The organism is Pseudomonas lactucae, from assembly GCF_016937615.1.
In the GTDB taxonomy this organism is placed as follows: Bacteria; Pseudomonadota; Gammaproteobacteria; order Pseudomonadales; family Pseudomonadaceae; genus Aquipseudomonas; species Aquipseudomonas lactucae.
The window spans coordinates 1-15,806 of record NZ_JAFHKI010000069.1 but is presented as its reverse complement, the minus strand read 5'-3'; the positions used below and the strand labels follow the sequence as shown (position 1 = coordinate 15,806).

Sequence of the window (15,806 nt, the reverse complement as noted above, 5' to 3'; positions counted from 1 at the left end):
CGATAGCAGTGTGTCAGGCACTTGGATGTCACTGACACACCGCTATCGGGCACAAGCCCCTCCCACAGGGGTATTGCACTAATTTAACAGCACTTGGGTCCACCCTTGCCGCCGTAACGGGCTTCCTGGCGTTCCCGGAAGAACGCCTTGTAGTCCATCATCGGCTTGTCGGGATGCTTGGTTTGCATATGCTCGACGTAGGTGTCGTAGTCGGGCATGCCGACCATCAGGCGCGCAGCCTGACCGAGGTATTTACCGAGGCGACTGATGTCATTGAACATGGTTGCAATCCTCGATCATGCGTCAGGTACGGCCTGGAACGGGGCTTCTTTATCCGTACGCTCTTTGTTGCCCCAGGCAGCGACGCCGACCTTGAGTGCATAGAACAGGATACTGAACACCACGAACAGGAATAGCGCCGTCAGCGTCGCGTTGGTGTAGGCGTTGTAGATCACGTGCTGCATCTGGTCGATGCTCTTGGCCGGGGCCAGGATCTGGCCCCCGGCCAGGGCATCGCTGTACTTCTTGGCCAGCGACAGGAAGCCGATCGCCGGGTTCGCGTCGAACAGCTTGATGAAGCCCGCCGTGGTGGTGCAGATCAGCAGCCAAACGGCCGGCAACAGCGTCACCCAGATGTAGCGTTGGCGTTTCATTTTGATCAGCACAACGGTTGCCAGCATCAGCGCAATACCCGCCAGCATCTGGTTGGAGATACCGAACAGCGGCCACAAGGTGTTGATGCCACCCAGTGGGTCGATCACGCCCTGGTACAGCAAGTAACCCCACATGGCCACGCAACCGGCCGTGGCGATCAGGTTGGCGGTCCAGGATTCGGTGCGTTTGAGCGCCGGCACAAAGGAACCCAACAGGTCCTGCAGCATGAAGCGACCGGCACGGGTACCGGCGTCGACCGCCGTCAGGATGAACAGCGCTTCGAACAGGATCGCAAAGTGGTACCAGAACGCCATGGTGTTTTCACCCGGCAACACACTGTGCAGGATCTGCGCGATACCCACGGCCAACGTCGGCGCACCGCCGGCACGCGCCAGGATGGTGGTTTCGCCGATGTCATGGGCCACGGCCGACAGCGCTTCAGGGGTAATGGCAAAGCCCCAGCTGCTGACGGTCTGCGCCACGGTAACCACGTCGGTGCCGACAATGGCGGCCGGGCTGTTCATGGCGAAGTACACGCCAGGCTCGATCACCGAGGCGGCAACCATTGCCATGATGGCCACGAACGACTCCATCAACATGCCGCCGTAGCCGATGTAGCGGGCGTGGCTTTCATTGGCCAGCAACTTGGGCGTGGTGCCCGAGGAGATCAGCGCGTGGAAGCCCGAGACCGCGCCACAGGCGATGGTGATGAACAGGAACGGGAACAGGCCGCCTTTCCACACCGGGCCGGTGCCATCGATGAACTGGGTCAGCGCCGGCATTTTCAGGTCGGGCATGGTGACCAGAATGCCGATCGCCAGGGCGATGATGGTGCCGATTTTCAGGAAGGTGGAGAGGTAGTCACGCGGGGCCAGGATCAGCCACACCGGCAGTACCGCCGCCACGAAGCCGTAGCCGATGAGCATCCAGGTGATCTGGATCCCGGTGAAGCTGAACGCCTTGGCCCAAACCGGATCGGCGGCAATCTGCCCGCCCAGCCAGATCGAACCCAGCAGCAACGCCACGCCGATGATCGAGATTTCACCGATACGGCCCGGGCGGATGTAGCGCATGTAGATGCCCATGAACATCGCGATCGGGATGGTCGCCATTACGGTGAAGATGCCCCATGGGCTCTCGGCCAGAGCCTTGACCACGATCAGCGCCAGCACCGCGAGGATGATGATCATGATCAGGAAGCAGCCGAACAGCGCGATGGTGCCGGGGATGCGCCCCATCTCTTCACGCACCATATCGCCCAGGGAACGGCCGTTACGACGGGTGGAGAGGAACAGGATCATGAAGTCCTGCACCGCACCGGCCAGCACCACGCCGGCGATCAGCCAGAGCGTGCCGGGCAGGTAACCCATTTGCGCCGCCAGTACCGGGCCGACCAGCGGGCCTGCACCGGCAATCGCCGCAAAGTGGTGACCGAAAAGAATGTGTTTGTTGGTCGGCACATAGTCCAGACCGTCGTTGTTGAGCACTGCGGGGGTGGCCCGCCGTGGATCGAGTTGCATCACATTGTTAGCGATGAACAGGCTGTAGTAGCGATAAGCGACCAGGTAGATGGCCACCGCGGCAACCACAATCCACAAGGCATTGATCGCCTCGCCGCGGCGCAAGGCCACTACGCCGAGGGCGCACGCTCCTACGATTGCCAGCACCAGCCAGGGTAAGTGGCGTAGCAGGCTATTATTATTTTTCATTTTTATATTCCAGCCAGGGTGGACAGAAAGGACAGCCACTCGGAGTTTAGCGCTGTTGGCTTTAAAGGCCACCCCCCTACGTTGGTCTAGAGCCTTGCAACGGCAAAAAAGCCGAAATAAAGGCCGAATGATGGCGCAGGGCTACACTGCTTCTATCCATAGAGGGTTTCATCATGACCGAGCATGCGCCTGACCGCCGTCGTTTTCGCCGGATCGCCTTTGACGCCAAGACCGAAATTCGCCAAAACGGTCACGAATGGCCTGTACAGTTGGTGGATTTGTCGCTAAAGGGCTTGCTGGTGCAACGGCCCGACGCGTGGAAAGGCAATAAAGCTCTGCCGTTTAGCATCGACATACGCCTTGATCCAAAGACTCATATAAAGATGCAGGTGCGCCTGACCCACGAAGAACATGAGCAGTTGGGGTTTGTGTGCAAAGACATCGACTTGGACTCGATCAGCCACTTGCGGCGGCTGATCGAGTTTAATCTCGGTGACCAAGAAGAACTTGAGCGGGAACTCGGCGCGTTATTGGAAGTGTGATGAGTCAGGGAAAGGCCGCACGCGCCGGAAACTCGCTTTCCATGTCCCAGTAGCCTTTTTTCTGACTCGACGCGGACTGCCACTGCCCATCGACAAAACGATAAGTCTGGTAGCGGGTGGTGAAATCGTCTTCACCTTCGCCCTCACCCTCGCCTTCCATGAACGACGACACCTGCAACAGTTCATCAGCCCCACCGGCAGTCGGTGTCGCCACCTTCCAGTCAGCCTTGCCCGTGTGGGCCAGGGTCAAGGGCTGGATCTTGCCGTCAGCGCTCTTGTAGCTCATCGGCTTGAGTTGCTGTTGGACCGGCTGCAACAGTTGAGTGGCCGGGCCGCTGTAGGTGCCCATCGGCGCGGTTTCATCGATGGTCAAAAAATATACAGGCTCAGGCAACCCCTTGAGCGGCGCCTTCTTGATCTGGGCCAACGGATAGCCAAGACCCTCTTGCGCGATCTCCTCACCGGAGGCCGACACCAGGCGCACCCGCGCCTCAAGCAGCGGATGCTCCGCCAGATCGTCGGGCTCCTCGAACGCGTCCTCGAGCTGCCCGCCGCCCCAATTGTCCTTATGCATCTGGGCGCTGATGCGCTGGTCTTCCAGCACCTGCAACTCGCTGCCCTGCGCGGTCACCCGTTTTTGCGCCAGGCGATAACCCGCAGGCAGCTCGACCGCCCACGCCATGGCCGGCGATACGGCCAAGGCGATAAACAGCGCTGCAATTGCCCCATAACTCGATCGTTGCATAGCGTCCCTTCCTGATTTATTCGAAAAGTGCATCCAACGCCTGCTCCAGGCGCGTGACCCCAATCACCTGCAACCCCGCCGGCGCTTCCTTCGGCGCGTTGCCCTTGGGCACGATCGCGCGCTTGAAACCGTGCTTGGCGGCTTCCTTGAGGCGCTCCTGGCCGCTGGGTACCGGGCGCACTTCGCCGGACAGGCCGACCTCGCCAAACACCAGCAAGTCGTGGGGCAATGGCCGATTACGCAGGCTGGACATCACCGCCGCCATCAACGCCAGGTCGGAGGCGGTTTCCAACACCTTGACCCCGCCCACCACGTTGAGGAACACATCCTGATCGTGGGTGGGAATGCCGCCATGTCGGTGCAATACCGCCAGCAACATCGCCAGACGGTTCTGATCCAGACCCAGCGTTACCCGGCGCGGGTTGGCCAGATGGCTGTCGTCCACCAGCGCCTGCACTTCCACCAGCATCGGGCGGGTGCCTTCCCAGGTTGCCATTACCACGCTGCCTGGGACTTCTTCCTGGGCGCGGGTCAGAAAAATCGCCGACGGGTTGGAGACTTCTTTCAGCCCCCGGTCAGTCATGGCGAATACGCCAAGCTCGTTGACTGCGCCGAAACGGTTCTTCACCGCCCGCAGCAAGCGTAAACGCCCGTCGGATTCGCCTTCGAAATACAGCACGGTGTCGACCATATGCTCCAACACCCGTGGCCCGGCCAAGGCGCCCTCCTTGGTCACGTGCCCAACCAGGAAGATCGCCGTGCCGCTCTGCTTGGCATAACGCACCAGCAACGCCGCACTCTCACGCACCTGGGACACGCCGCCCGGTGCCGATTGCAGTTGCTCGGTGAAAATCGTCTGGATCGAGTCGATCACCATGACCTTGGGTTTCTCGATACGCGCCGTGGCGATGATGCTTTCGATGCAGGTTTCGGTCATCACCCGCAGCTGGTCCTGGGGCAGGCCCAGGCGACGGGCGCGCATGGCCACTTGTTGCTGGGATTCTTCGCCGGTGACGTACAGCGCCGGCATGCGGCTGGCGATGCTGCACAGGGTTTGCAGCAGGATGGTCGATTTACCGATGCCGGGGTCGCCGCCGATCAGCACCACCGAGCCGTCCACCAGGCCACCGCCGAGCACTCGGTCCAGCTCACCGGAGGCGGTGGAAAAGCGCGGGATCTCTTCGACGCTGACTTCGGCCAGGGTCTTGATCTGCGCCTGCTGCCCGGTCCAGCCGGCACGCCCGGTGGGAGCCGCGGCGCCACCGCTTTCGATCATAGTTTCAGTGAGGGTGTTCCAGGCCCCGCACTCCCCGCACTGGCCGGCCCACTTGGGAAAGGTCGCGCCGCACTCCGTGCAGCCGTACATGCGCTTGGCCTTTGCCATGTGAGAACCTCCAACCGAAAAACCGCGATGATAGCTCAGCGCGACGCCGGGGTCCGGATTTCACCGCTGGCCAATCGCGAAGCGCTGTTGCCGACCGGGTCTTCGGCATTGAGGTCGGCGCCCTTGGCTTTCAAGGCATCAAGCAATTCAATACGCTTGAACAGGCCTGCGTACATCGCGGCGGTCTGTCCGGCGCCGTTGCGTTGGTCCGGGTTGCAGTCGGTAGCCAGCAGACGCTGGGCGATTTTCAGCTCGCCCTTGAAGATCGCGCCCATCAACGCGGTGTTGCCGCGTTTGTCCTGCACGCAGGCGTCGGCACCGGCGGCGAGCAAACGGTCCACATAGGCGCCTTCACCGTGGTACGCGGCGAGGATCAGGGCGGTGTAGCCCTTGTCGTCCTGGGTGTTGAGGCTGTAACCGGAGTCGATAAAGGTGTTGAGCATGTCGACATCGCCACGGCGGGCGGCGTCGAAGTAATAATCCTGAAGCTGTGCCTTGAGTGCCGCAGGCTCGGGGGACTCGGCATGGGCGACAAGGGCCAGCATGGCCATCAATAGGCCAATAGCAATACGCATAAAGGGTTCTCCTGTCAGAGGTCGACGCCCCAACGGGCGTCGACCGGAACCAACGGATCAGTCCGTCAGTTTTGCAGCCAGCGCTTTCACGCGCGCCAGGTCACCCTTGGCAACCTTGGCCACGCCAGTGCCGTACTCAGGGTCGGCTTTGTAGAGGAACGACAGGATGATGTGCTTGCTCTCATCATCGGTGGTGGCCAGGGAGCCGCCGAAGTTGTCGATCAAGTCCTGGCGCTCTTTCTGGTTGTAGGAGCGGTACAGGTCACCGGCCTGCTTGAAGTTCTGCTCACGCTGAATCTTCGCCTGTTGGGTGCTGCCGGTCAGCGCCGACTGGCTATAGCGCGCGGTTTGCGGCTCTTCGCGCGGCATCAGGCGGCTTGGCTGGTAATTCACGCCCGTGGTGGTCTTGCCGGCGTTCATCGCGCCGTCCTGGTTACCGTTGTTCACGGTGACTCGCGGGGCGTTGATCGGCAATTGCAGGGCATTGGCGCCCAGACGGTACATCTGCGTGTCGGCGTAGGAGAACACCCGGCCTTGCAGCAGACGGTCTTCCGACGGCTCAATGCCGGGCACCAGGTTGGCCGGGGCCATGGCCACCTGCTCGGTTTCCTGGAACACGTTCGCCGGGTTGCGGTTCAGCACCATTTGCCCGACTTTGCGCTCGGGTACGTTCGGCCAGATTTTGGTGGCGTCCAGCGGGTCAAAGTCGAACTTGGCCAAGTCTTCCGGTTTGAGCACTTGCACATACAGGTCCCACTTGGGGAAGTCGCCCTTATTGATGTGCGTGACCAAGTCGTTGGTCATATGGCTGTAATCACGGCCCTGCACCTCGGTGACTTGTTTTGGGTCCAGGTTCTTGATGCCTTGCAGGCTCTTCCAATGGAACTTGACGTAGTGCACTTCGCCCTTGGCGTTAATCAACTTGTAGGCATGTACGCCATTACCGTCCATTTCCCGATAACTGGCCGGGGTGCCCGAGTCGGAGTACAACTCGGTCAACGTGCGGGTCGACTCAGGAACATGGGAGAAGAAGTCAAAGCGACGCGAGTCATCATCCAGGTTAGTGCGGGGGTCCGGTTTGAAGGCGTGGACCATGTCCGGGAACTTGATGGCGTCGCGGATAAAGAACGTCGGGAAGTTATTGCCGACCAAGTCCCAATTGCCCTCGGCGGTATAGAACTTGGTGGCGAAGCCGCGCGGGTCGCGCAAGGTTTCCGGCGAATGGTTGCCGTGCACCACGGCGGAGAAGCGCACAAATACAGGCGTGGCTTCGCCGGCTGCGAAGACTTTGGCCTTGGTCAGGTCGCTGAGGTTATCGGTGACCGTGAAGGTACCGTGGGCGCCGGTACCACGGGCGTGCACCACGCGCTCGGGGATGCGTTCGCGGTCGAAGCGTTGCAGTTTCTGAATGAGCTGCACGTCTTGCAGCAGCACGGGGCCGTTGGCGCCGGCGGTTTGCGAGTTCTGGTTGTCGCCGACAGCGGCACCGTTATCGCGGGTCAGGTTGGCGGCCTGCACCGACAGGGAAAGCAGGCTGGCGGTCGCCAGTACCAGCGCGTGACGCGCCAGGGCTGGCCCACGGCTCATGGGAGTATTCATCAAGGTTTCCTCTGGTTTTTTTAATGCACATTCAGTTGTGCTTGCCAGAGGCTAGTGACCCGCGAGTCAGAAGATAAATAGAAAAAGCCCACCAGGGCGATTGAGAAAATAATGTGGTAAGCCCCTGAAATGGCGCGTATTTCGCGCGCGATTGGTGGCACTTTGCAAACTATTTGCGTTTTAATGTGTCGATTAAAACTAACAGTGTTAACAGTTGTGTCCAGCAAGCCCGCCATGACTGACTTACACTCAGCTCCACCCTCCTCATCTGTAACAAGGAATAACCTATGGGCGTGATCAGTGAGTTCAAGGCCTTCGCGGTCAAAGGTAATGTGGTCGACATGGCCGTCGGTATTATCATCGGCGCAGCCTTCGGCAAAATTGTTTCCTCGTTTGTAGGCGACGTGGTGATGCCGCCGATTGGTCTGTTGATCGGTGGCGTGGACTTTGGCGACCTGGCGGTGACGCTCAAGGCTGCCCAGGGTGACGCACCCGCCGTGGTCCTGGCATATGGCAAGTTTATCCAGAGCGTGATCGACTTCATCATCGTCGCGTTCGCAATCTTCATGGGTGTGAAGGCGATCAACCGCCTCAAGCGTGAAGAGGCGGTGGCGCCAAGCCTGCCGCCAACGCCGAGCAAGGAAGAGGTGTTGCTGGGCGAGATCCGCGATCTGCTCAAGGCGCAAAACGACAAGCCGCTCTAGGCCTGGCTTGGTTTATAAGGAAGGCGCCTGTTGGGGCGCCTTTTGTTTACCAATAGTTTTCCACAGCTACCTGGCCCGGTCGGCGGCTCAGGCTTAGTTGCAGGTCGCGCTGCTTGAGCAATTGGCGGGTATCGTCGACCATCTGCGGGTTGCCGCAAATCAGCACGCGCGAGTGCTCGGGGGTCAGCGCCACGCCGGCTGCTCGCTCCAGCTCGCCATTTTCGATCAGCGTGGTGATTCGTCCGTTCAAAGCGCCAGGGTGTTGCTCCCGCGTGACGATAGGAATGTACGTCAGCTTGTGGGCGTATTCGGCCAGATACTCACGCTCACCCAGCGTCTTGATCAACGCCTGGTACGCCAGCTCTTTGGCTTCGCGGGCGCTGTAGACCAGGATGATGCGCTCGAATTTCTCCCACACCTCAAAGTCCTGCAGGATCGACAGGAACGGCGCCACCCCGGTGCCGGTGCCCAGCATCCACAGGTCACGACCATCCACAAACCGACTCAAGGTCAGAAAACCCGTGGCCTGGCGCTCCACCATCAACTCGTCACCCACCCGCAGGCGGCTCAGCTCACTGGTGAACTCGCCGCCAGGGACCACGATCGAGAAGAAATCCAAATGCTCATCAAAGGGTGACGACACCACGGAATAGGCACGCCAGACCGTACTGCCATCCGCCTTGGTCACTCCCAGGCGCACGAACTGGCCGGCGGTGAACCGGAATCCCGGATCGCGGGTGGTGCGCAGGGTAAACAGGCTGGGGGTCAGCGATTGCACATCGAGCAATGTCTGGCGGGTAAATTTTTCAGCACTGGCCGTCATGGGGCACTCCGTTTTGCACAGGCCTCTAGTGTCCCTCAAAGCGGTACGTGCTAACACCGATGATTTGTGCTGACATTGCCATGACCGTGCTCAGGGCAGATGTTGAAGTGATAAAACCATAACTTTAATGCGGCTAATTAGTATAAAAACTCTAGCCACGACCCAACTAATTATTTGGCTATTAGCCCTCTTACCAAAACGCCGCCAATTGCAACACGACCACAAATCGCCATTACTTAGCCACTACTGATAACATCTTAATACAAATAATATTTTTCTCTAAAGAGGCTTTACCTACACAACAAATCAAGATTTGTATAATTTTTAAAATTTAAGTAAGCCCACCCATATAACGTTTTTTTCTCCTCACAAAGTAGCCTTTATCCTACACTCAGTTCCGTGTCGCAATGGGATCAGGACACACCCCAAGACGCACCCATACTCATGGAGAGTTACCGATGCTCAACTGGCGAAACACACGGCTCCCCAAACTGGAAGACGAGGACCAGATCACCAGTGTTTTTGAAATGGTTATCAACGAGACCTACTCACTCGGCTTCCAATTCTGTTCCTTTAAAATGAGTGCCCAACAACTTGCAAACCAGAAAATCGTATTTGAAAAGAGCAACTACCCAACCGAATGGAGCCACCTTTACAAACAAGCCAAATTCGCTGATGTAGACCCTGTCGTCGCCCACTGCCAGCGCTCCGTTCTGCCGTTTGTCTGGAAAGAAAGCGCCTTCCAGGACACCCCTCACTTGTGGACGCTCGCCCAATCCTGCGGCGTGCACTTGGGGTGGACCCAGCCACTGCATGGGCCAAAAGGCGTGTTCAGTATGCTGACGCTGGGCCGAAGCAAACGCGAGATCAGCCCCGAAGAGCTTTACGAAAAAGCCGGTAATGCCCTATGGCTCTGCCATGCCATGCATACCGTGGTGGCGCACAAGTACGCGAACGAACCAGTTGCCATGCCCTGCAATAACTTGACGCCGCGCGAGCTGGAAGTTCTGCGCTGGTCAGCCCTGGGCAAGACTGCAGGCGAGATCGCCAAGATTCTGTGCCTGTCTGAACGCACCGTCGGCTTTCATAACTGCAGCTCAATGAGAAAACTGGGGGTCAATAATAAAATCGCGGCCATCATGAAGGCCGCCAAAGCCGGTTTCTTTAACGACCTCATGTAATCCTTGCGGAAAAAACGTAACATTCTCGACCAGTTCCGGGTGAGGACGCGGCTTCCAGCCTCCCGTCGCCGTTCACCCAGATGGTTCGATTACCCAGAGTTCTCTCCCGCCATGCCCCTGCTCGACAGCCCCTTCGCCCAGCTCGATCTGATCCGCCAGCCCGAACAGCACAACGATCCGCTGCAAGCCTTCGATGCCGCCGATGAGTACCTGCTCAGCTACCTGGCAGAACAACAGCCTGCTGCCGTCACCCGCGTGCTGGTGCTCAACGACAGCTTCGGCGCCCTGGCGGCCAGCCTTGAAGGTCGGATGCAGGTGGTGTCCAGCGGTGATTCATTTCTCGCCGCCCAGGGGCTGGAAAAAAACCTGGTGCGCAACGCCAAGGCCTTTGATGCCGTGACGTTTATCCCTGCCAGCCAAACCCCGAACGGGCCTTTCGACCGCGTACTGATTCGCGTGCCCAAGACCCTGGCGTTGTTGGAGGAGCAGCTGATCCGCCTGCAAGGCCAACTGGCACCGGGCGCCGAAGTGATCGCCGGGGCGATGGTCAAGCACCTGCCACGGGCGGCCGGAGAATTGCTGGAGCGCTATATCGGGCCGATGCATGCCTCGTTGGCCGTGAAAAAAGCACGGCTGCTGATCGCGACCCTTGCAGATCGGCCGGCGGCTGTCTCGCCCTACCCCACGCGCTATACCCTGGAAACACCCGCCATCGAACTGCTCAACCACGCCAATGTATTTTGCCGCGAAGGCCTGGACATCGGCACGCGCGCGTTCCTGCCGCACCTGCCTGAAAACCTGGGCAGCGCGCGCGTGGCGGACCTGGGCTGTGGCAACGGCGTATTGGCTATTGCCAGCGCGCTGCAAAACCCCGACGCGCAGTACACCCTGGTGGACGAGTCGTATATGGCCGCGCAATCGGCGGCGCAAAACTGGCAGGCTGCCTTGGGCGCGCGCGACGTGACGGTCCGCGCCGGCGATGGCCTGGCCGGCCAGGAGCCGCAGTCCCTGGAGGTGGTGCTGTGCAACCCGCCGTTCCACCAGCAGCAGGTGGTCGGCGACTTCCTCGCCTGGCGCATGTTCCAGCAGGCCCGCGAAGCCCTGGTGGTCGGCGGTGCCCTCTACATAGTCGGCAACCGTCACTTGGGTTATCACAGCAAGTTGGCGCGCTTGTTCCGCGGTGTCGAGCAAGTGTCGGCGACACCGAAATTCGTCATCCTCAAGGCGCGCAAATAAAAAAACCCTGCCCTTGCAGAACAAGAGCAGGGCTTGCCCCTTAAGTCAGCAGGCAGCGGGCCGCAAGGCCCGGATCGGGATGTCAGTGAGTGGTCAGGCCGGCCGCATTCATGAACATGCGCATCAGGCTGGCCACGACAAACAGGGCCAGCACACTGCCGGTCCAGATCATCGCCAGCCACCCCAGGCGCCGCCACAGCGGCTGTTTCTCGGCCTGTTCAATCTCCTGCAACGTCGGTTTGCCGGACATGGGACGACCTCCTAGTGATAACCGTCTTCGTGGGTGACCTTGCCGCGGAATACGTAGTAACTCCAGAAGGTGTAGCCCAGGATGAACGGGATGATGAACAAGGTGCCCACCAGCATGAAGCCCTGGCTTTGCGGCGGTGCGGCCGCGTCCCAGATCGATACCGAGGGCGGAATGATGTTCGGCCACAGGCTGATGCCCAGGCCGCTGTAGCCGAGGAAGATCAGCACCAGCGTCAGCAGGAACGGCGTGTAGTGCGCATTACGCGCTACGGCGCGGATCAACCCGTACATCGTCACCAACACCAGGACCGGCACCGGCAGGAACCAGAACAGGTTTGGCAGGGTGAACCAGCGCCCGGCGATTTCCGCGTGCGTCAGCGGCGTCCAGATACTGACGATACCAATCACCGCCAGCACCACGAACGCCAACGGCCGCGCCAGGTTGTGCATCTGTTCCTGCAACTTGCCTTCGGTCTTCATGATCAGCCAGGTGCAGCCGAGCAAGGCATAGGCCACGATCAGCGCCACGCCACAGAACATCGTGAACGGTGTCAACCAGTCCAGCGAGCCACCGGCAAACTGGCGGTTCACCACCGGAATCCCATCGATGAATGCTCCCAACGCCACGCCCTGAAAGAACGTCGCCGCCAGCGAACCGCCGATGAAAGCCTTATCCCACAGGTGCCGCTTGTGGTCCTTGGCCTTGAAGCGGAACTCGAACGCCACGCCCCGGAAGATCAACCCGATCAACATCAGGATCAACGGCAGGTACAACGCCGACAACACCACCGAATAGGCCAGCGGGAACGCGCCGAACAACCCCGCGCCTCCCAGTACCAGCCAGGTTTCGTTGCCGTCCCACACAGGCGCCACGGTGTTCATCATCACGTCACGGTCGGTCTTGCCCTTCACGAACGGAAACAGGATGCCGATCCCTAAGTCGAAGCCGTCCATGACCACGTACATCATGATCCCGAAAATGATGATCACAGCCCAGATCAGCGGAAGATCAATACCCATCTCAATGCCCCTTGTGCTGGATGTCGTCGTGGTCGTTGTCGGTGCCATCATCGGCAGCAGACAAAGGACGGGCCGGCGTACGTTTCTGGCCAGGGCCACCGTGGGTCGGCTCGGTGACTTCGTACGTCACAGGACCTTTGCGCACCAGGCGCATCATGTAGCCCAACCCGGCGCCGAACAGCGCGAAGTACACCACCACGAACAACACCAGGGTGATCGTCATCTGCGCCAGGCTATGCCCGGAGGACGCATCCGCCGTGCGCATCAACCCGTAGACCACCCACGGCTGACGGCCGATTTCGGTGGTAAACCAACCGGCAAGAATCGCGATCAGGCCGGACGGGCCCATCCACAGCGCCAGGTACAGGAACGGTTTGGACGTGTACATCCTGCCGCCCCGACGCAGCCACAAACTGAACAGCCCGGTGAAGATCATCAAAAAGCCCAGGCCGACCATGACCCGGAACGACCAGAACACCACGGTCGAATTCGGGCGATCCTCAGGCGGGAACTCCTTGAGCGCCGGCACCTGTTTGTCCAGCGAGTGGGTCAGGATCAGGCTGCCCAGGTAGGGGATTTCCACCGCGTATTTGGTTTTTTCAGCCTTCATATCAGGCCAGCCGAACAGGATCAGCGGGGTGGGCTCATTGCCTTTGTTTTCCCAGTGACCTTCAATCGCGGCGATTTTCGCCGGCTGGTGCTCAAGGGTGTTGAGGCCATGGAAGTCACCGATCACCGCCTGGATAGGCGCTACGATCAGCGCCATCCACATGGCCATCGAGAGCATTTTGCGGATCGCCGGGTTGTCCTTGCCGCGCAGCAAGTGCCAGGCCGCCGACGAGCCGACGAAGAACGCCGTGGCCACGAAGGCCGCCGTGGCCATGTGCGCCAGGCGATAGGGGAACGACGGATTGAAAACGACGGCGAACCAGTCGGTTGGAATCACCCGGCCATCAACGATTTCAAAGCCCTGCGGGGTCTGCATCCAGCTATTGGACGAGAGAATCCAGAACGTTGAGATCAACGTGCCCACCGCCACCATGACGGTGGAGAAGAAGTGCAGGTTGCGCCCCACCTTGTTCCAGCCGAACAGCATCACACCAAGGAAACCGGCCTCGAGGAAGAAGGCCGTGAGCACTTCATACGTCAGAAGCGGACCGGTGACGGCGCCGGCAAAGTCCGAGAAGCGACTCCAGTTGGTGCCGAACTGATAAGCCATGACCAGGCCGGAGACCACGCCCATGCCGAAGTTGACGGCAAATATCTTCGACCAGAAATGGTAGAGGTCACGGTAGGTGTCGTTGTGGGTCTTGAGCCACAAGCCTTCCAGCACCGCGAGGTAACTGGCCAGGCCGATGGTGATCGCCGGGAACAGGATGTGGAACGAGATGGTGAATGCAAATTGAATTCGGGCGAGATCGAGCGCCTCCAAACCGAACATAAGTCTTCCTCTGTCAGGTAATACCGGCTGCGGGCGGGAGCCTGCACCCACTGCCCCCACGGATATGGAGTGTGGCGAATTTCAATTCGTTTCTTTTTTTAACCCACTACGCAGGGCGTCTGGCCTTGCGGCCGCCAGACCAATCCCCTGGCAGGTTTTGATCTGGATCAAGCATTGCTCAAAGAGTAGTCCGATTTTGTGTGTGCGGTTATGTGGTCTTTTGCCGCGTGACAGCTTGCCTCAGTGCTGTTCTTGCAACTAATTGTTACAGCTTGATGCTAATCTCGCCCTTCCCTTCGGCCGTTGACCTGAATTCCCGATGCCTAGTGAACCCGCGTTGCTGTTGCGTCACCACCGCCCTTTCATTGCGTTCTGGTTGGCGCGGATCTTCACCGCCAGCGGCTTCCAGATGCTCACCGTGGCCATCGGCTGGAACCTCTACCAACTGACCGGCAACGTGCTGGACCTGGGCCTGGTCGGCCTGGTGGAGTTCGTGCCGCGCGTGCTATTCATGCTGCACACCGGGCATGTGGCCGACCGCTATGAGCGACGCAAAGTCGCCGCCATCTGCCAGACCGTGCAGGCGTTGATCGCGCTGTCCCTGGCCATTGGCGGCCTGACCGGCAACGTGACCCGCGAGATGATCTTCATCCTCGCCTTCCTGCTCGGCGCCGCCCGCTCCTTCGAAATGCCCACCACCCAGGCGCTGTTGCCGAGTATCGTGCCCAGCGCGCTGTTCCCGCGGGCCGTGGCCTCGTCGCAATCGGCCCAGCAACTGGCGACCATCGTCGCCCCGGCGCTGGGCGGTTTGCTGTATGCGTTCGGCAGTGTCTGGGTGTATGGCCCCACGGTGGTGCTGTACCTCATCGCCTGCGGGCTGACCCTCAACCTGCCGCCCGCCAGACGCCGCTGAACAAAGGCAAGGCCACCCTGGATTCGCTGCTGGCCGGCATCCGCTTTATCCGCAGCCGCCCGGACATTCTCGGCGCGATTTCCCTCGACCTGTTCGCCGTGCTGCTGGGTGGCGCCACCGCGCTGCTGCCGGTGTTTGCCAAGGACATCCTGCTGACTGGCGCATGGGGCCTGGGCCTGTTGCGTTCGGCGCCGGCGGTGGGTGCGTTGTTGATGTCGCTGTGGCTGGCACGGTTTTCGGTCGACCGCCAGGTGGGCCGCGTGATGTTCACCGCCGTCGGCGTATTCGGCGTGGCGACCATTGCCTTCGGCCTGTCCACCTCGTTCTGGTTTTCCCTGGCGGTGCTGGTGGTGCTGGGCGCGGCGGACATGATCAGCATGGTCATCCGCGCGTCCTTCGTGCAGTTGGAAACGCCGGATGAAATGCGCGGACGGGTCAGTGCGGTCAACGGCCTGTTTATCGGCGCGTCCAACCAGTTGGGTGAGTTCGAATCCGGCATCACCGCCCATTGGTTCGGCACCGTGCCCGCGGTGGTCATGGGCGGGATCGGTACGCTGGTGGTGACCGGGGTGTGGATCAAACTGTTTCCGACGTTGGCGAATCGGAATCGGATGCATGTGCCGGTGGAAGAGCCTGCATTAAAACCTACCGCCTGATCCCATGTGGCAATGCGGTCAATGTGGGAGGGGCGGTACGACGATTCGACTTGCTCCCGATTGCAGTGGGTCAGTTTACACATGCAGTGGCTGACACACCGTCATCGGGGGCAAGCCCCCTCCCACATTTGGACGGGGGCGCTATGCCTTACTTCTGCTTTTCCAGCTGGTGGTATTTGCCTTCTTTATCCCACTGGTAAACCACGTAGTCGGACACTTTCAGGTCACCCTTGGCGTCCCAGGTCTTCTCGCCCATCACGGTCTTGACCGGGTGAGCCTTCAGCCATTTGGCGGCGTCTTCACCCTTGTTGGACTTGGCGCCGTTTGAAACCGGCGGCCAGGGCCTGCAACGAGGCGTAGGCGTACAGGGTGTAG

Annotated in this window: 14 protein-coding genes and 2 pseudogenes; 5 read left to right on the top strand and 11 right to left on the bottom strand. The window is 60.1% G+C overall.

The genetic code is table 11. The features are described from left to right. Positions 1 to 83: 83 nt before the first annotated feature. Together JWR98_RS14225 and JWR98_RS14220 are read right to left on the bottom strand one after the other, a co-directional pair. Positions 84 to 281, bottom strand: a complete 198-nt coding sequence (locus JWR98_RS14225; protein WP_003176208.1) for a YbdD/YjiX family protein — start codon at positions 279 to 281, stop codon at positions 84 to 86. A 15-nt stretch (positions 282 to 296) separates the two neighbouring features. Continuing rightward, positions 297 to 2,363 carry a carbon starvation CstA family protein gene (locus tag JWR98_RS14220; RefSeq protein ID WP_078734746.1) on the bottom strand — a complete coding sequence of 689 codons (2,067 nt, stop codon included), beginning with the start codon at positions 2,361 to 2,363 and terminating at the stop codon, positions 297 to 299. A gap of 173 nt (positions 2,364 to 2,536) precedes the next feature. Between JWR98_RS14220 and JWR98_RS14215 the strand changes: the two genes are divergently transcribed. Next, positions 2,537 to 2,905, top strand: coding sequence for a PilZ domain-containing protein (locus JWR98_RS14215; RefSeq protein WP_078734747.1), 369 nt, complete (start codon positions 2,537 to 2,539; stop codon positions 2,903 to 2,905). 4 nt (positions 2,906 to 2,909) lie between these two features. Here the strand turns inward: JWR98_RS14215 and JWR98_RS14210 are convergent, their stop codons facing one another. From JWR98_RS14210 to katB, 4 genes are read right to left on the bottom strand one after another with little or no spacing between them, the layout of a single operon-like run. Further along, positions 2,910 to 3,650, bottom strand: coding sequence for a hypothetical protein (locus tag JWR98_RS14210; RefSeq protein WP_078826148.1), 741 nt, complete (start codon positions 3,648 to 3,650; stop codon positions 2,910 to 2,912). A gap of 16 nt (positions 3,651 to 3,666) precedes the next feature. Continuing rightward, positions 3,667 to 5,034 carry a DNA repair protein RadA gene (gene radA / locus JWR98_RS14205; protein WP_003176213.1) on the bottom strand — a complete coding sequence of 456 codons (1,368 nt, stop codon included), beginning with the start codon at positions 5,032 to 5,034 and terminating at the stop codon, positions 3,667 to 3,669. 35 nt (positions 5,035 to 5,069) lie between these two features. Beyond that, positions 5,070 to 5,609, bottom strand: a complete 540-nt coding sequence (locus tag JWR98_RS14200; protein WP_003176214.1) for an ankyrin repeat domain-containing protein — start codon at positions 5,607 to 5,609, stop codon at positions 5,070 to 5,072. Between the two features lie 57 nt (positions 5,610 to 5,666). Continuing rightward, positions 5,667 to 7,208 carry a catalase KatB gene (gene katB / locus JWR98_RS14195; RefSeq protein WP_003176215.1) on the bottom strand — a complete coding sequence of 514 codons (1,542 nt, stop codon included), beginning with the start codon at positions 7,206 to 7,208 and terminating at the stop codon, positions 5,667 to 5,669. Positions 7,209 to 7,495: 287 nt separating this feature from the next. Between katB and mscL the strand changes: the two genes are divergently transcribed. Then, positions 7,496 to 7,912, top strand: a complete 417-nt coding sequence (gene mscL, locus JWR98_RS14190) for a large-conductance mechanosensitive channel protein MscL (RefSeq protein WP_003176216.1) — start codon at positions 7,496 to 7,498, stop codon at positions 7,910 to 7,912. Between the two features lie 46 nt (positions 7,913 to 7,958). Here the strand turns inward: mscL and JWR98_RS14185 are convergent, their stop codons facing one another. After that, complete coding sequence (locus tag JWR98_RS14185) at positions 7,959 to 8,735, bottom strand: ferredoxin--NADP reductase (RefSeq protein WP_003176217.1); 777 nt, start codon at positions 8,733 to 8,735, stop codon at positions 7,959 to 7,961. Positions 8,736 to 9,193: 458 nt separating this feature from the next. On the opposite strand from JWR98_RS14185, the gene JWR98_RS14180 reads away from it, so the two are divergent. Both JWR98_RS14180 and JWR98_RS14175 read left to right on the top strand, forming a co-directional pair. Further along, entirely contained in the window at positions 9,194 to 9,916 is a 723-nt protein-coding gene (locus tag JWR98_RS14180; protein WP_205490374.1) for a LuxR family transcriptional regulator, read from the top strand. Positions 9,917 to 10,027: 111 nt separating this feature from the next. Beyond that, positions 10,028 to 11,152 (top strand): methyltransferase, encoded by a 1,125-nt coding sequence (locus JWR98_RS14175; RefSeq protein ID WP_205490372.1) that lies wholly within the window; start codon positions 10,028 to 10,030, stop codon positions 11,150 to 11,152. An 82-nt stretch (positions 11,153 to 11,234) separates the two neighbouring features. Here the strand turns inward: JWR98_RS14175 and JWR98_RS14170 are convergent, their stop codons facing one another. Genes JWR98_RS14170 through JWR98_RS14160 form a run of 3 tightly spaced genes read right to left on the bottom strand, consistent with a single transcriptional unit; the run spans position 11,235 to position 13,862 of the window. Then, complete coding sequence (locus JWR98_RS14170; protein ID WP_003176220.1) at positions 11,235 to 11,402, bottom strand: DUF2474 domain-containing protein; 168 nt, start codon at positions 11,400 to 11,402, stop codon at positions 11,235 to 11,237. 11 nt (positions 11,403 to 11,413) lie between these two features. Beyond that, on the bottom strand, positions 11,414 to 12,421 hold the full coding sequence (gene cydB, locus JWR98_RS14165) for a cytochrome d ubiquinol oxidase subunit II (RefSeq protein WP_003176221.1): 1,008 nt from the start codon (positions 12,419 to 12,421) through the stop codon (positions 11,414 to 11,416). A 1-nt stretch (position 12,422) separates the two neighbouring features. Further along, entirely contained in the window at positions 12,423 to 13,862 is a 1,440-nt protein-coding gene (locus tag JWR98_RS14160) for a cytochrome ubiquinol oxidase subunit I (protein WP_078734753.1), read from the bottom strand. 319 nt (positions 13,863 to 14,181) lie between these two features. Here JWR98_RS14160 and JWR98_RS14155 point away from each other — a divergent pair. Next, positions 14,182 to 15,431 (top strand): annotated as a pseudogene (locus JWR98_RS14155) (MFS transporter). Between the two features lie 148 nt (positions 15,432 to 15,579). Here the strand turns inward: JWR98_RS14155 and JWR98_RS14150 are convergent. Beyond that, a pseudogene (locus tag JWR98_RS14150) lies at positions 15,580 to 15,806 on the bottom strand (branched-chain amino acid ABC transporter substrate-binding protein); the annotation flags it as partial.